12 protein-coding genes are annotated in these 13596 nt (G+C 63.5%); 7 read left to right on the forward strand and 5 right to left on the reverse strand.

The window, feature by feature from the left end; genetic code table 11:
* Position 1: 1 nt before the first annotated feature.
* A complete protein-coding gene (locus IVB48_RS39985) occupies positions 2–400 on the reverse strand; it encodes an MAPEG family protein (protein WP_027569880.1) in 399 nt (132 codons plus the stop codon).
* Positions 401–465: 65 nt separating this feature from the next.
* Positions 466–2274: a class I poly(R)-hydroxyalkanoic acid synthase gene (phaC, locus tag IVB48_RS39990; RefSeq protein WP_247361198.1), complete on the reverse strand. Its 1809-nt coding sequence runs from the start codon at positions 2272–2274 to the stop codon at positions 466–468.
* Between the two features lie 253 nt (positions 2275–2527).
* Between phaC and IVB48_RS39995 the strand changes: the two genes are divergently transcribed.
* The 5 genes from IVB48_RS39995 (at position 2528) to IVB48_RS40015 (ending at position 7529) form a co-directional block, all read left to right on the forward strand.
* On the forward strand, positions 2528–2803 hold the full coding sequence (locus IVB48_RS39995) for a hypothetical protein (RefSeq protein ID WP_027517741.1): 276 nt from the start codon (positions 2528–2530) through the stop codon (positions 2801–2803).
* Positions 2804–3019: 216 nt separating this feature from the next.
* Positions 3020–4240 carry an LL-diaminopimelate aminotransferase gene (locus IVB48_RS40000; RefSeq protein WP_027569882.1) on the forward strand — a complete coding sequence of 407 codons (1221 nt, stop codon included), beginning with the start codon at positions 3020–3022 and terminating at the stop codon, positions 4238–4240.
* Positions 4241–4269: 29 nt separating this feature from the next.
* Positions 4270–5586 (forward strand): homoserine dehydrogenase, encoded by a 1317-nt coding sequence (locus IVB48_RS40005; RefSeq protein WP_247408688.1) that lies wholly within the window; start codon positions 4270–4272, stop codon positions 5584–5586.
* Between the two features lie 97 nt (positions 5587–5683).
* Positions 5684–6685 carry a class II fructose-bisphosphatase gene (gene glpX / locus IVB48_RS40010; protein ID WP_007609885.1) on the forward strand — a complete coding sequence of 334 codons (1002 nt, stop codon included), beginning with the start codon at positions 5684–5686 and terminating at the stop codon, positions 6683–6685.
* 124 nt (positions 6686–6809) lie between these two features.
* The gene (locus IVB48_RS40015) at positions 6810–7529 is read left to right on the forward strand and encodes a haloacid dehalogenase type II (protein WP_247408698.1); all 720 of its coding nucleotides are present in this window, start codon (positions 6810–6812) and stop codon (positions 7527–7529) included.
* Between the two features lie 30 nt (positions 7530–7559).
* Here IVB48_RS40015 and IVB48_RS40020 read toward each other — a convergent pair whose 3' ends face one another.
* The 3 genes from IVB48_RS40020 to IVB48_RS40030 form a co-directional block, all read right to left on the reverse strand.
* Positions 7560–9380, reverse strand: a complete 1821-nt coding sequence (locus IVB48_RS40020) for a peroxidase family protein (RefSeq protein WP_247408700.1) — start codon at positions 9378–9380, stop codon at positions 7560–7562.
* Between the two features lie 193 nt (positions 9381–9573).
* Positions 9574–10545, reverse strand: a complete 972-nt coding sequence (locus tag IVB48_RS40025) for an MBL fold metallo-hydrolase (protein ID WP_027569886.1) — start codon at positions 10543–10545, stop codon at positions 9574–9576.
* Between the two features lie 191 nt (positions 10546–10736).
* The gene (locus IVB48_RS40030) at positions 10737–11402 is read right to left on the reverse strand and encodes a GntR family transcriptional regulator (RefSeq protein WP_247408702.1); all 666 of its coding nucleotides are present in this window, start codon (positions 11400–11402) and stop codon (positions 10737–10739) included.
* A gap of 117 nt (positions 11403–11519) precedes the next feature.
* Here IVB48_RS40030 and IVB48_RS40035 point away from each other — a divergent pair, with 117 nt between their 5' ends.
* Both IVB48_RS40035 and IVB48_RS40040 read left to right on the forward strand, forming a co-directional pair.
* Positions 11520–12314, forward strand: coding sequence for an enoyl-CoA hydratase/isomerase family protein (locus tag IVB48_RS40035; RefSeq protein ID WP_027569888.1), 795 nt, complete (start codon positions 11520–11522; stop codon positions 12312–12314).
* A 9-nt stretch (positions 12315–12323) separates the two neighbouring features.
* Entirely contained in the window at positions 12324–13583 is a 1260-nt protein-coding gene (locus tag IVB48_RS40040; RefSeq protein WP_247408704.1) for a CoA transferase, read from the forward strand.
* Positions 13584–13596 lie beyond the last annotated feature (13 nt).

Below are 13596 nucleotides of genomic sequence, written 5' to 3' on the forward strand. Positions count from 1 at the left end.
ATCAAACCACCTTGAAAATCGCGACGGCCAGCACGGCCTGCGCGATGAAGCCGACGGTGAAGGCCACCGTGCGGAACACTGGGATCCCGAGCGCATAGACGATCAGATGCGCGACGCGCGACCAGAAATAGACGGCGCAAGCAAGCACCGTCCATTGCGAGGAGTAGTCGATCGCGTTCAGGATCAGCACCAGCGGCGCGAACAGCACGAGGTTCTCGACGGCGTTGTCATGCGCGAACATCAGGCGGTTCGCCCATTCCGATTGCGGCTTGTCGGTGCGCGAGGGATTGGCCATCGCGCCACCGAGACCGCGAATCTGGCAGCGGTTGATGGTGTAGGGAATCCAGAGGATTCCGGTCAGGACCACCGTCAGTGTCAGCCAGAACAATTCACGCGTCATAACCCGGTCCCCTCATCAATTTCTGCTGCAGGCGTGGAGCTTATACGAAAGCGCGGAAGATTCTGCTATGCGCGAACCCTGACATAGCTGCCGGGCGCGTCCTCGATCGGGGGAAACGCCTCGCTGCCGACCGTGCGGGCCGGGACTTCCTCGGGATCGAGTGCGCCCAGCCATTGCCGCCAGTCCGGCCACCACGAGCCCTTGTGCTCGACCGCGCCCTTCATCCACTCGGCGACGTTGGCGGACTTCGCGTTGTCGTTGGTCCAGTACTGGTATTTGTTCGAGGCGGGCGGATTGACTACGCCGGCGATGTGGCCCGAGCCGGACAGCACGTATTTCACCGGGCCGCCGAAGAACTGGGAGCCGTACAGCACCGATTCCGCCGGCGCGATATGGTCTTCGCGGGTTGCGAGATTGTAGATCGGCACCATGACCTTGGAGAGATCGAGCAAGGTGTTGTCCAGCACCAACGTGCCGGTCGAGAGCCGGTTCTCCAGATAGCAATTGCGCAGATAGTAAGAATGGTTCGACGCGGTCATGCGCGTCGCGTCCGAATTCCAGTGCAGCAGGTCGAACGCGCTCGGCTGCTGGCCCTTGAGGTAGTTGCTGACGACATAGGACCAGATCAAATCGTTGGAGCGCAGCATGTTGAAGGCCATCGCCATCTTCGAGCCTTCGAGCACGCCCGCCGCCTTCATGTCCTGCTCGAGGGATGCGATCTGCTCCTCGTCGACGAACACGAGCAAATCACCGGCATGGGTGAAGTCGACCTGTGCCGCGAAGAACGTCGCGGAGGCCACGCGCTGGCGGCGCTTCTCGGCGAGCCAGGCCAGCGTGGTCGCGAGCATGGTGCCGCCGACGCAATAGCCGGCGGTGTGCACCTTCATCTCGCCGGTGACCTTCTCGATCACGTCCATCGCCGTGAGCGGGCCTTCCTTCATGTAGTCTTCCCAGCTCTTGGCACCGAGCCGCTTGTCGGGATTGACCCATGAGATCACGAACACGGTGATGCCCTGATCGACGCACCACTTGATGTAGGATTTCTCCGGCTTGAGATCGAGGATGTAGAACTTGTTGATCCAGGGCGGGATGATCAGGAGCGGCGTGCGCAGCACGTTCTCCGTCGCCGGCGCATACTGGATCAGCTGCATCATCTCGTTCTGGTAGATCACCTTGCCGGGCGTCGTCGCCATGTTCACGCCGACGACGAGATTGTCCGGATTGGACTGACGGATCTTCAGCGTGCCCTTGCCGGCGGCGATGTCCTCGGCCAGCATCTTCAGCCCGCGCGCAAGATTTTCGCCGCTGCTGGCCACCGTCGCGCGCAGCACTTCCGGATTGGTCAGCACGAAGTTGGAGGGCGACATCGCGTTGGTGAGCTGCTGGACGTAGAACTCGGCCTTGCGGCGGGTCAGCGGATCGAGCCCCTCGGCGTCGCGCACAAGCTCCTGCGCAAATTTGGTCGTGAGCAGGTAGAGCTGCATCAGGAAATCGAAGAACTGGTTCGACTTCCATTCCGGATCGGCAAAGCGCTTGTCGCGCGGCGACGGCGCGATCGCGGGCGGGGCGTCCTGACCGGCCATGCGGCGCGCCGCCGAGCCCCAGAGATCGAGATAGTCCTTGGCGAGCTTGGTCTGGAGTACGGAGGACCGCGACGTATCCGACAGCCAGTATTCGGCGACGGCAGTGAAGGTCTTGACGACCTCGGTAAGCTCCGCCGGCGGACGATCCTGCACCTCGCCGCTCTCGCGCGGCTTCAGGTACGCGGCGAGCGCCTTGCCGCCGCTTTCCATCGCCCGCGCGACATTTATCGCGAAGGCTTCCGCATCGAACTTCGTCTCGGGTTTGGGCGTATCGGTCGTGGCCATACTCATGAGCAGAACAGTAACGATTCATTCCGTATTCGTCACCGCGAAGCTCGCATGTTTGGCATTAAACACTCTCGAAGATGTGTTGCAGTGCGATAAATTTTCTTGGTTCCGTCACAATCGAGCCGCACCGCTCGGCTTGGTGGACCGGGGCTATTTTCTCGCTCGGACCATTTGGGCAGCAATGGTTTGAGCTTGGGCGCGGACTTGGGTAAGGTTGCCCGGGGCCGTGCTTTGGGACGAAGTGGGGATTTCCCTGGTGTTGGCGTTGAGGGACCTGCAAAAGTCGCGACGGATCTGTGGCGCGCTGCTGATGGCGACGCTCGCCCTGGGCGGCTGCTCGAGCCAGCTCGCGGATATGACGCCTTCCGATGCGCAAGCGCATCCCAGGGAGGCCGGTAGCTATCTGCCGGTGCACGATCTGCCGCCGGATCGCGATCAGGCGGTGATGCCGCCGGACCAACGCGCCAAGATCGAGGCCGAACTTGCTGCCGCGCGCGACCGTCAGGCGGTTGCCACCAAGGACGCGAAATAGGGCGCTGCAAGGTAATCGCTGGCGCCTCCGCCTCGCCGTGCTAAAAGACCTTAGTTCAGCCGAGAGTCAGGGCGAACGACTTCAGTCAGCGTCGTCGATAATTGCTCTAAGTATTTGATCTTGAGTAATTTTCGCGAGGGATGCGGGCGCCTTTCCGCCTGGTCTTTTATGGCCTGTCGATTCTGTCCTGACCGGTTGCCCGGAGCCGAGAGAGCCATGGAAGAGTTTTACCGCATCCGCCGCCTTCCGCCTTATGTGTTCGAACAGGTCAACCGGGCCAAGGCAGCCGCGCGGAATGCCGGCGCCGACATCATCGACCTCGGCATGGGCAATCCCGACCTGCCGGCGCCGGCGCACGTGCTGGAGAAGCTGAAGGAGACGCTGGGCAAGCCGCGCACCGACCGCTACTCGGCCTCCCGCGGCATTCCCGGGCTGCGCCGGGCCCAGGCCGGCTACTACGCCCGCCGCTTCGGCGTGAAGCTCAATCCCGACACCCAGGTGGTGGCGACGCTCGGCTCCAAGGAGGGGTTTGCCAACGTGGCGCAGGCGATCACCGCGCCCGGCGACGTCATCCTTTGTCCGAATCCGAGCTACCCGATTCACGCCTTCGGCTTCTTGATGGCGGGCGGCGTGATCCGCTCGGTGCCCTCGGAGCCGACGCCGCAATTCTTCGAGGCGGTCGAGCGGGCGATCGTGCATTCGATCCCGAAGCCGCTGGCGCTCGTCGTCTGCTATCCTTCGAACCCGACCGCCTATGTCGCGAGCCTCGATTTCTACAAGGACCTGGTCGCATTCGCGAAGAAGCACGAGATCCTGATCCTGTCCGATCTCGCTTATGCCGAGGTCTATTTCGACGAGAACAACCCGCCTCCGTCGGTGCTCCAGGTGCCGGGCGCGATGGACGTCGCCGTCGAGTTCACCTCGATGTCGAAGACCTATTCGATGGCTGGCTGGCGTATGGGCTTCGCGGTCGGCAACGAGCGGGTGATTGCGGCACTCGGCCGCGTCAAATCCTATCTCGACTACGGTGCGTTCACGCCGATCCAGGTCGCAGCGACCGCCGCGCTGAACGGACCGGACGATTGCATCAAGGAGATGCGCGACACCTACCGCAAGCGGCGCGACGCGCTGGTGGAATCGTTCGGCCGTGCCGGCTGGGAGATCCCGCCGCCGGAAGCGTCGATGTTTGCCTGGGTGCCGCTGCCGGAAGCCTTCCGCAGCGTCGGCAGCATGCAGTTCGCGACCCTGATGGTTGAGAAATCCGGTGTCGCGGTCTCGCCCGGCGTCGGCTTTGGCGAGCATGGTGAAGGATATGTCCGCATCGCCATGGTGGAAAACGAGCAACGGATCAGGCAGGCCGCGCGCGGCGTGCGCCGCTTCCTTGAAAGCGGCATCGAAACGTTGCACAACGTCGTTCCGCTCGCCACTCGGCGTTAAGTTCTCTTCCGCAGGTTTTCCAAGGCATCATGGTTGCACCCCTGAAAGTGGGCATAGCGGGGCTCGGCACCGTGGGCGCCGAAGTTGTCCGTCTGATTGAAACGCAGGCGCGCGTGCTTGCCGGCCGCAGCGGCCGCGGCATCCGGGTGGTCGCCGTCACCGCGCGCTCGAAGGCGAAGAAGCGCGGCGTCGATCTGCGCGGCATCGAATGGGTCAAGGATCCGCTTGCCCTCGCCACGCATCCCGGCATCGACTGCTTCGTCGAGCTGATGGGTGGCTCCGGCGATCCCGCGCTGGCGGCGGTGGAAGCTGCGCTGAACGCCGGCAAGTCCGTTGTCACCGCCAACAAGGCGTTGCTGGCAAAGCACGGCCTCAAGCTGGCAAAGGCCGCCGAAAAGCACGGCGGCGCGCTGAATTTCGAGGCAGCTGTCGGCGCTGCGATCCCTGTCATCAAGACGTTACGCGAAGGTCTTGCCGGAACCGGCATCGACCGGGTCTACGGCATCCTCAACGGCACCTGCAATTACATCCTGACCCGGATGGAGCAGGAGGGCCTGTCCTTCGCCGAATGCCTGAAGGACGCGCAACGGCTCGGCTATGCCGAGGCCAATCCGTCGTTCGACGTCGACGGCCACGATACCGCGCAAAAGCTCGCCATTCTCGCCAGCCTCGCTTTCGGCACGAAAGTTGCTCAAAGCGCGGTGTATGTCGAAGGTATCTCCTCCATCGCGCCGGAAGATCTCCGTGCCGCCGACGATCTTGGTTACCGGCTCAAGCTGCTCGGCGTCGCCGTTCGCACCGCCAAGGGCATCGAGCAGCGCGTCCATCCGACCATGGTTCCGAAATCCTCGTCGATCGCGCAGGTGATGGGTGTCACCAATGCGGTCACGATCGATGGCGAAGGCATCCCGCCGATCACGCTGGTCGGCCCCGGTGCCGGGGGAGCGGCGACCGCATCCGCCGTCGTGGCCGACATCGCCGACGTCGCGCGTGGCATCCGCGCCAATCCGTTCGGCCGGCCGATTTCGCAGCTGCGCGATACCAAGAAGGCGCCGATGGAGCGCCACGAGGGCGGCTACTATATCCGCCTTCTGGCCCGCGATTTCCCGGGCACCGCGGCTGCGATCGCGACGCGGCTCGCGGAGCAGAAGATTTCGATCGAGTCGATCGTGCAGCGCCATCCCAATGGCGGCGCTGCGCCGGCAGACGGGAAGGCGGTCCCGGTGCCCGTCATCCTCATCACCTATGCCACGCACGAGGACGCCGTGCGCCGCGCGCTCGCGGCCGTGCAGAAGGACAAGGTGATCAGCGGACGGCCGCAGGTGATACGGATCGAGAAGAACTGAGCATGCTTAAGCAATGACACGGTTCGAACGAACTGTGGGTGTTACGAGTTGATGCGGCGGAGATGTCCGTCCAAAACTGTTTCGAAGGAGTGAGCCGATGTCGACCCATATTTCAGTCCCGCCGCAAGCATTGCTCGAGCGCATTCTCACGCTGGAGATCGTGCGGGTGACGGAGCGGGCGGCGGTGTCTTCGGCGCGTCTGCGCGGGCACGGCAACGAGAAGGCGGCCGATCAGGCCGCGGTGGACGCGATGCGGCGCGAGCTCAACAAGCTCCCGATCGAGGGCACCATCGTCATCGGCGAGGGCGAGCGCGACGAGGCGCCGATGCTCTTCATCGGCGAAAAGGTCGGCATGAACGCCGGCCCGCAGGTCGACATCGCCGTCGATCCGCTCGAAGGCACCACGCTGTGCGCCAAGAACATGCCAGGCTCGATCGCCACGATGGCGATGGCCGACGGCGGCACGCTGTTGCACGCCCCCGACGTCTACATGCAGAAGCTCGCGATCGGTCCTGGCTATGACAAGGGCGTCGTCGAGCTCGATGCGACGCCGGCCGAAAACGTCCGCCGCCTCGCCAAGGCCAAGGGCGTCAAGCCGGACGGCATCACCGTGCTCGTGCTCGACCGTCCGCGCCATGCCAGCATCATCGAGAGCGTGCGCTCGACCGGCGCCGCCGTGCGCCTGATCACCGACGGCGACGTCGCCGGCGTGATCCATTGCGCCGACCCCGACAATACCGGCGTCGACATGTATCTCGGCACCGGCGGCGCGCCGGAAGGCGTGCTCGCGGCCGTGGCGCTGCGCTGCATCGGCGGCCAGATGCAGTGCCGTCTCATCCTCGACTCCGACGAAAAGCGGGAGCGCGCCGCCAAGATGGGCGTCAACGATCCCAAGATGATCTACGGCATCGAGGACATGGCGCGCGGCGACTGCCTGTTCGCCGCCACCGGCGTCACCACGGGCTCGCTGCTGTCAGGCGTCAAATTCCGCAAGGACGGCGTGATCGAGACCGAGACGGTGGTGATGCGTTCCGTCACCGGCACCGTACGCTACATCAAGGCCGAGCACCGCGAACTGGCGAAGTTCCATTTGGACTGATTTTCTCCGTCATTCCGGGGCTCGCAAAGCGAGAAGCCGGAATCTCGCGCCACAACTTTTGGATTCCGGGTTCGCGACTTCGTTGCGTCCCGGAATGACAACAAAAAAAATCAGGGGAGCGCCCATGTCTGATCTGTCCGTCGTCAAAGCGCTCGTCTTCGATGTGTTCGGCACCGTCGTCGACTGGCGCACCAGCCTGATCACGGACTTCATGTGGTGGGCGAAGGGCCGCGGCATCTCCGCCGACTGGACCGCACTGGTCGACGGCTGGCGCGGCATGTACATGGCTTCGATGGATGACGTGCGCAAACATCCCGAGCGCGGCTATGTCATGCTCGATGATCTGCATCGCCGCTCGCTGGAAAAGCTGGTCGCGCAATTTTCGATTCAAGGCCTGACCGAAGCCGATCTCGATCACCTCACCAAGGGGTGGCACCGCCTGCACCCGTGGCCCGACAGCGTCGCGGGCCTGACGCGGTTGAAGACGAAATTCGTGATCTCGCCGCTGTCGAACGGCAATGTCGCGCTGCTGACCAACATGGCAAAGTTCGCGGGGCTTCCCTGGGACCTCATCATGTCGGCCGAGCTGTTCGAGCACTACAAGCCCGATCCCGAAACCTATCTTGGCGCCGCGCGCCTGCTGTGCCTCAAGCCGGAAGAGGTGATGATGGTCGCCGCCCACAACGGAGATCTCGCCGCCGCGCAGAAGAACGGGCTGAAGACGGCCTTCGTGGCGCGGCCGACCGAATACGGTCCGCTCCAGAAAGTCGATTTCGAGGCCACCGGCAATTGGGACATCGTCGCCAGGGATTTTGTCGGAATCGCGGACAAGCTCGGGTGCTAGGGCGGCTGCGACTTTGCAGAGGGCCAAGGCTCAGCGTCGCAGCACGTTCCACGGCGCGAAGGCGTTGTTGATACCCTCGAGCGCCGGTCCGAGTTGCGGCATATGCCGCAGCAGCACCGATTTCATTCCGTTGTTGTGGATCCAGTCCAGACCGAAATTGGTGTAGACTTCCGCCCGGTAGTCATCGGTGAAGAACCGGTCGCTCTTCAAACGCCGCGATGCCATCAGGATGAAAATGCGGAAGGCGGTATCGCTGAAGCCAAAACCGTCCGGCAGGTCCTCGGCCAATAGTCCGACCATCAGATCAACGCGATCGACGTCGCCCTTGTAGATCGCGCGCATCTTCCCGGCCGCGCCGGGGATGCTGGTGATTTCCTCGAACGTCTTGACTCGCTTTTTGCCGACCAGTTCGCGGAACCGATTGTAGCGCGGCACGCCGCGCTCGCGATCACGCATGATGTCGATCGCCGCCACGTCGAGCAGCGGCTGGTCGTCTTTCGTGAACCGGCGCAGAAAGTTGGGATAATTGTGGAGGCGAATGGCGCCGGGATGAGCGGTGCCGAACGAGTACAGCAGGTCGACGAAGCCGTGAGTCTGCATGAACTCCCGGGAGGCGCGCCCCTGCATATTGACCAAGTCGCTAGGGGTAATCTCTGTGCTATCGAGCCGCCGTACATCCATCGTTTCGGGGATCAGCGGGTGCAGGCGGTACACGGCGGTGAATTCCTCGGTCATCGCATAGGGCGCGCTGTGCTGATCCGTCGGAGAGCCGATGATGCCAAAGGCGGCTTCGCTGTTCTTGCCGAGCACGGCGCGCAGCACCCGGCACGGGATCCCCGACCAGTTGGCGTGCATGCCGAAGTCCAGTGCGGGATGGCCGAGGATGCCTGGCGTCCATTCGACGGTGTGGATCTTGGCGATCAGGGCCGCGTTGATCAGGCGAGCGCGCTGGAATAGCTCCTGGTCCTTCCAGGTCGGATACCGCGCCTTCAAGCCGTCGCAGATGAAATTGTGCTCGCGTGCGAAGAGGTTGTGCAGCAGGCTGAGCCCCACCCACCAATTGTCGTTGAAGCCGGTGAGATCGGCGCCCGGATGCACCGGATCGGCTGGAAGCATCCCATCATTGCCGACTGCGATCTTCCCATCTGCCCGCGAACGGATCTGCATCTGCCTCGCGCGGTCGCTGCCGTAGATCTGTCCGGCGTCCCACCAGTGCGAGTTGAGGTTGCGGAACGTGGGGGTCGCGCCGAGCCATGGTTCACGTGGCGTCTCGTCGCAAACGGTCCGACGGATCTTCATGCAGCCGTCGATCCGCTCATCCGCAGGCCATTCGTCGTTTGGCTTCAGCGGAATTTTGAACTCGTTTCTCGACTTAGGGGCCCCATGGCTGAACCAATTATGGGTTTCGAACTGGATCCAGGCGGCGGCCAGCAGATTGAGGCTGGTCGCGGGAATGAATTCGCGGCGCGCCAGCAACTCCTCCGAGATCACGCGCGGACTGGGTTCGAGCAGGTCGTCCAGGCGGTCCGGCACGCATTCAGGCAGCGCGAAATTGCGTCCGAACCGCGCGCCAGCCATACCCATGCGCGGATGGTCGAGGCTGTTGAACGAGCCGTCGGCGGAACGCCAGCGGTCATTGCCCGTGCTCCAGCGAGGCGATGTCGTGCCGTAGCCGGTATGGTGCAGATTGTGCTCCCGCAGCCGGTCGCGGAACGCCGAGAGATTGGCAGCTCCGAGCAGCCTCGGCAGTTTGTCCCATCTGACAAAGAAGTTGATGGCCCGATAGACAACATCCGGGACCCATTGGAGCAGGCCGCGATGGAAGACAAAACCATCGTTCTCGCGGGACATTGACGCTCCCAAACAAATTCGCGTGAATAAATTCGGTTTGCAATTAGTAGATGTAATTCAATAACACCAAAATGTCCGCCTGCCAACGCCGCCGGAGACATTGCGGATTGCAGTTGCTTGCCGGTCAGCCGGACGGCGGTGATCGTTCGGATGGTCCGGGCGGCGCTTGCGCCACCCGGACCTGATCCGGCGATTACAACGTCATCTGCATCGGTTCGGGATAATAATGGAATCCTTCGCCGGCCTTGGCGACATGGCCATAGCCCGGCCAGGCGAAGTGATAGGACATCACGGGCACCTTGTTCGCCGCAAGCATGGTCAGCAGCTTGACGCGCGACTCGGCCGCCTGCTTGGGATCGGTGTCGTAGGAGAATTCCATCCGCGGCCGCTCCAGCAGCAGCACCGAATGATGCGAGAGGTCGCCCATGAAGGCGAAGGACTTGCCGGCCGACGAGACCATGAAGATGGTATGGCCGACGGTATGACCGGGGGCCGAGATCGCCTGCACGCCCGGCAGGAATTCCTGGCCGTCCTTGAAGAACACGATGCGGTCGCGCACCGGCAGCAGGTTCTTGCGGGCGTGAACGACGAAATCCTTGGCGTCGCTGCCGAGCTTGCCTTCGTCGGTCCAGAAGTCGAAATCGGTCTGCGAGATGTAGATCTGCGCGTTCGGAAACAGCGGCTTGCCGCCGTCGTCCACGATGCCGCCGATGTGGTCGATATGGGCATGTGAGCAGACCACCGCATCGATGTCCCCGGGCTTGATGCCGGCCTCGGTCATGCTCTTCTGCTGCCGGCCGGTGGTGGCGCCGAACAGCTTGGAGCTGCCCATGCCGGTATCGAACAGGATGAGCTTGTCGCCGGTGTTGACGATCGGCGAGTTCTGTTCGAGCACGACATTGTCCGGCGACAGGAAATTGTCGGCGAGCATCTTCTTCACCTCTTCCTTGGGAACGCCGGTGAAGGTCCCGGAGGGGTCGCCGAGCGGAAGCGGTCCGTCGGAGACGATCGTGACTTCGGCATCGCCGAGAACGAAGCGGTGCCAGTAAGGCGTCTGGGTGCCGAGCTTGGGAGCGCGCGCCATCGCGCTGCTGCCGAGCATTGCGCTGGCACCAAGGCCAGCCCCGAGGGCAAACAAGGACCGACGTGAGACATCGATTGTCATGCGTTTCCTCCGCTTTTGTGTTTTGTTTTGCGCAATTGTTCGCGCGTTACCTTCGGCCTGCGCCGATCGCCTCGCGTCAGCACGATCCGACCGATGCAGTCAAATGCAATCAATGATTGTGTCGCGATTGTGTCTCTTGACCGAGCGTTGTGGCGGGACCGCAGGTTTCTTTCTGCGTGGCGAATGCCGTCTCACGCAATCCGCGGCACCAGGTCACTGCCTTCCGTTTCGGCAAAGCCCGCCTGCAAAACCTCTTCGCGCTTGTGGCGTAGATGCGCGCGCAGGATATGGGCGAGGCCGACGCCGTCGCGCCTCTGCAGTGCATTCAGGATGGCGTCATGCTCCTGCACTGCGACCGCCCAGCGCTCGGGCGTCATCGGCGTGACATAACGCGCGCGCCGGATGCGCGCGGTCACGGACGCATACAACCCCGCGAGCACCGGGTTGCCGGCCGCAGCGACGATGCCTTCGTGAATGGCGCGGTTGCCGCGATAGTACTGGATGAGGTCGCCATCACGATAATGCCGCACCATGTCTGCGTGCGCGGCGGCGATCGCGTCGATCTCGGCATCGGTGATGCGTTCGCAGGCGAGTTCGCCGGCGAGCGCCTCGAGACCCTGGCAGACCTCGAACAGGTCGCGCATGTCCTTGTCGGTCAGTTTTGCCGCACGCGAGCCACGGTGGGGCAGGAGCTGCACGAGCCCTTCGGCGGCGAGCACCTTGAGAGCCTCGCGTAGCGGCGTGCGCGATATCTGGAGCCGCTCGCACAGCTCACGCTCGGGAATCCGCGCGCCCGGCGGGATTTCGCCGTCGAGCAGGATGGCCCGGATGCGGCCGACGACTTCCTCATGAAGCATGGGTCTGAAGTCCATTTGAATGCAAAAATGAAGATATATGCGGATTAAGGCAAGTTCCAGCTTGTAAATCGACAATTTTGCATTCAAAAATGTAGAAAAGCAGAAGGACATGAGGAAATGGACCAGCAGGTGGTGGCGGAAGACCTCGTTTTCGAGCGCCAGGACGGTATCGGGCGGATCACCTTCAATCGTCCGCAGGCCCGCAACGCCTTCACCTTCGCGATGTACGAGCGGCTTGCCGCGATCTGCGAGGAGATCAACGACGATCAGGCGATCAAGGTGCTGGTGCTGCGCGGGGCCGGCGACAAGGCGTTTGCCGCGGGCACCGACATCAATCAGTTCCGCGATTTCAAGTCGCCGCAGGACGCGGTCGACTACGAGAACCGCATCGATCGGGTGCTGACCACACTCGAACAGTGCCGCGTGCCGACGATCGCCGCGATCAATGGGTTCTGCACCGGCGGCGGCGCCGGCATTGCCGCGGCCTGCGACCTCCGCATCGGCACCCAAAGCGCGAAAATCGGCTTTCCCATTGCCCGCACGCTCGGCAATTGCCTGTCGATGTCCAATGTCAGTCGTCTCACCGCGCTGATCGGCGCTGCCCGTGTCAAGGATCTGATCTTCACCGCGCGCTTGGTCGACGCGACGGAGGCCGCCAGCGTCGGGCTGCTCGGCGAGATCGTCGAGGATCTCGCCGCGCTCGACCGGCGCGCCGATGAGGTTGCCCGGCTGCTCGCCAGCCACGCGCCGCTGACGCTGAATGCGACCAAGCAGGCCGTGGCGCGCCTGCAAAGGCGGCTGACGCCGGACGAGGGCGAAGACCTCATCCTGATGTGCTACACGAGCCAGGATTTTCGCGAAGGGCTCGATGCTTTCCTCACCAAGCGCGCGCCGCAATGGCGCGGCCAATAGGACGCCCCGATGCAAAGCGATCGCTCGCAATCAACCTCCGCCCGTTCGGGGCCGCTTGCCGGCCTCAAGGTCATCGACCTCACCCATGTCATGGCAGGGCCGACCTGCACCTTGATGCTGGCCGATATGGGCGCCGACGTGATCAAGATCGAGAAATCGCCGAACGGTGACGACACCCGCCATTCGGTGCCGCCGAAGATTGGCGACGAGGCGGCCTCCTTTCTGATGATGAACCGCAACAAGCGCGGCATCGTGCTGGATCTGAAGACCGATGGCGGCAAGCGGGTGTTGCGGCGGCTGATCGCGGGCGCTGACGTGCTGGTCGAGAACTTTGCGCCGGGCGCCATGGAGCGCCTCGGCTTCGGCTATGAAGACCTGCACAAGCAGCATCCAGCGCTGATCTATTGCTCGCTGTCGGGCTTCGGCCGCACCGGGCCCTACAAGCATCGCCGCGGCTTCGATCTGGTCGCCCAGGCCATGAGCGGCATCATGAGCTTCACGGGCGAACGTCCCGATGGTCCGCCCGTGAAATGCGGCCCGCCGCTGTCCGACATCACCGCCGGCCTGCTGGCGAGCATGGGCATCCTCGCAGCCTACACGCACCGTCTCAAGACCGGCGAAGGGCAGTGGGTCGAGACCTCGCTCTATGAGGCCGCGCTGGTGCAGACCTACTGGCAGTCGACCATCGCGCTCGCCGCGGGCACCGCGCCGCGCGCGATGGGTTCGGCCCATCCGCTCAACGCGCCATATCAGGCCTTCGAGGCCTCCGACGGCTGGCTGGTGGTCGGCGGCGCCAACAAGAAGCACTGGCTGTTGATGCTGGACGCGCTCGGTGCGAGCGAGCTCGCATCCGATCCGCGTTTCATCAACGGCGCCGACCGCATGGCCAATCTGAAGGAGCTCGAAGCCGTCCTGAGCGAGCGCTTCCGCACCCGGACGCGGGCGCACTGGCTGGCGGCACTGGACGAGAAGGGCGTGCCGTGCGGACCCGTGCACGACATGCTGGAGGCGCTCAGCGATCCGCAGACGCTGGCGCGCGAGATGGTCGTCGAGGTCGAGCATTCCACGCTCGGTCCGGTGAAGACGATCGGCTTGCCGGTCAAGTTTTCGGAGACCCCAGGCAAAGTGCGTACGGGCGCGCCGGTCTACGGTGAGCATACAAGCGAGGTCCTGGTCGAGCACGGGTTCGACCAGAAGCAGATCGAAGCGCTCGAAAAAGAAGGCGCAATCGTGCTGGCATCGGGAAGACGCGAGGAACGCGTCGCCTGACCGGGCGTCGAAA

Source organism: Bradyrhizobium sp. 76, from assembly GCF_023073025.1.
Classification (GTDB): domain Bacteria; phylum Pseudomonadota; class Alphaproteobacteria; order Rhizobiales; family Xanthobacteraceae; genus Bradyrhizobium.

Bases quoted from the DNA above. Each gene is read 5' to 3' on its own strand.
- IVB48_RS39985 (WP_027569880.1), bottom strand. From the start codon at position 400: ATGACGCGTGAATTGTTCTGGCTGACACTGACGGTGGTCCTGACCGGA.
- phaC (WP_247361198.1), bottom strand. From the start codon at position 2,274: ATGAGTATGGCCACGACCGATACGCCCAAACCCGAGACGAAGTTCGAT.
- IVB48_RS40000 (WP_027569882.1), top strand. From the start codon at position 3,020: ATGGAAGAGTTTTACCGCATCCGCCGCCTTCCGCCTTATGTGTTCGAA.
- IVB48_RS40005 (WP_247408688.1), top strand. From the start codon at position 4,270: ATGGTTGCACCCCTGAAAGTGGGCATAGCGGGGCTCGGCACCGTGGGC.
- glpX (WP_007609885.1), top strand. From the start codon at position 5,684: ATGTCGACCCATATTTCAGTCCCGCCGCAAGCATTGCTCGAGCGCATT.
- IVB48_RS40015 (WP_247408698.1), top strand. From the start codon at position 6,810: ATGTCTGATCTGTCCGTCGTCAAAGCGCTCGTCTTCGATGTGTTCGGC.
- IVB48_RS40020 (WP_247408700.1), bottom strand. From the start codon at position 9,380: ATGTCCCGCGAGAACGATGGTTTTGTCTTCCATCGCGGCCTGCTCCAA.
- IVB48_RS40025 (WP_027569886.1), bottom strand. From the start codon at position 10,545: ATGACAATCGATGTCTCACGTCGGTCCTTGTTTGCCCTCGGGGCTGGC.
- IVB48_RS40030 (WP_247408702.1), bottom strand. From the start codon at position 11,402: ATGCTTCATGAGGAAGTCGTCGGCCGCATCCGGGCCATCCTGCTCGAC.
- IVB48_RS40035 (WP_027569888.1), top strand. From the start codon at position 11,520: ATGGACCAGCAGGTGGTGGCGGAAGACCTCGTTTTCGAGCGCCAGGAC.
- IVB48_RS40040 (WP_247408704.1), top strand. From the start codon at position 12,324: ATGCAAAGCGATCGCTCGCAATCAACCTCCGCCCGTTCGGGGCCGCTT.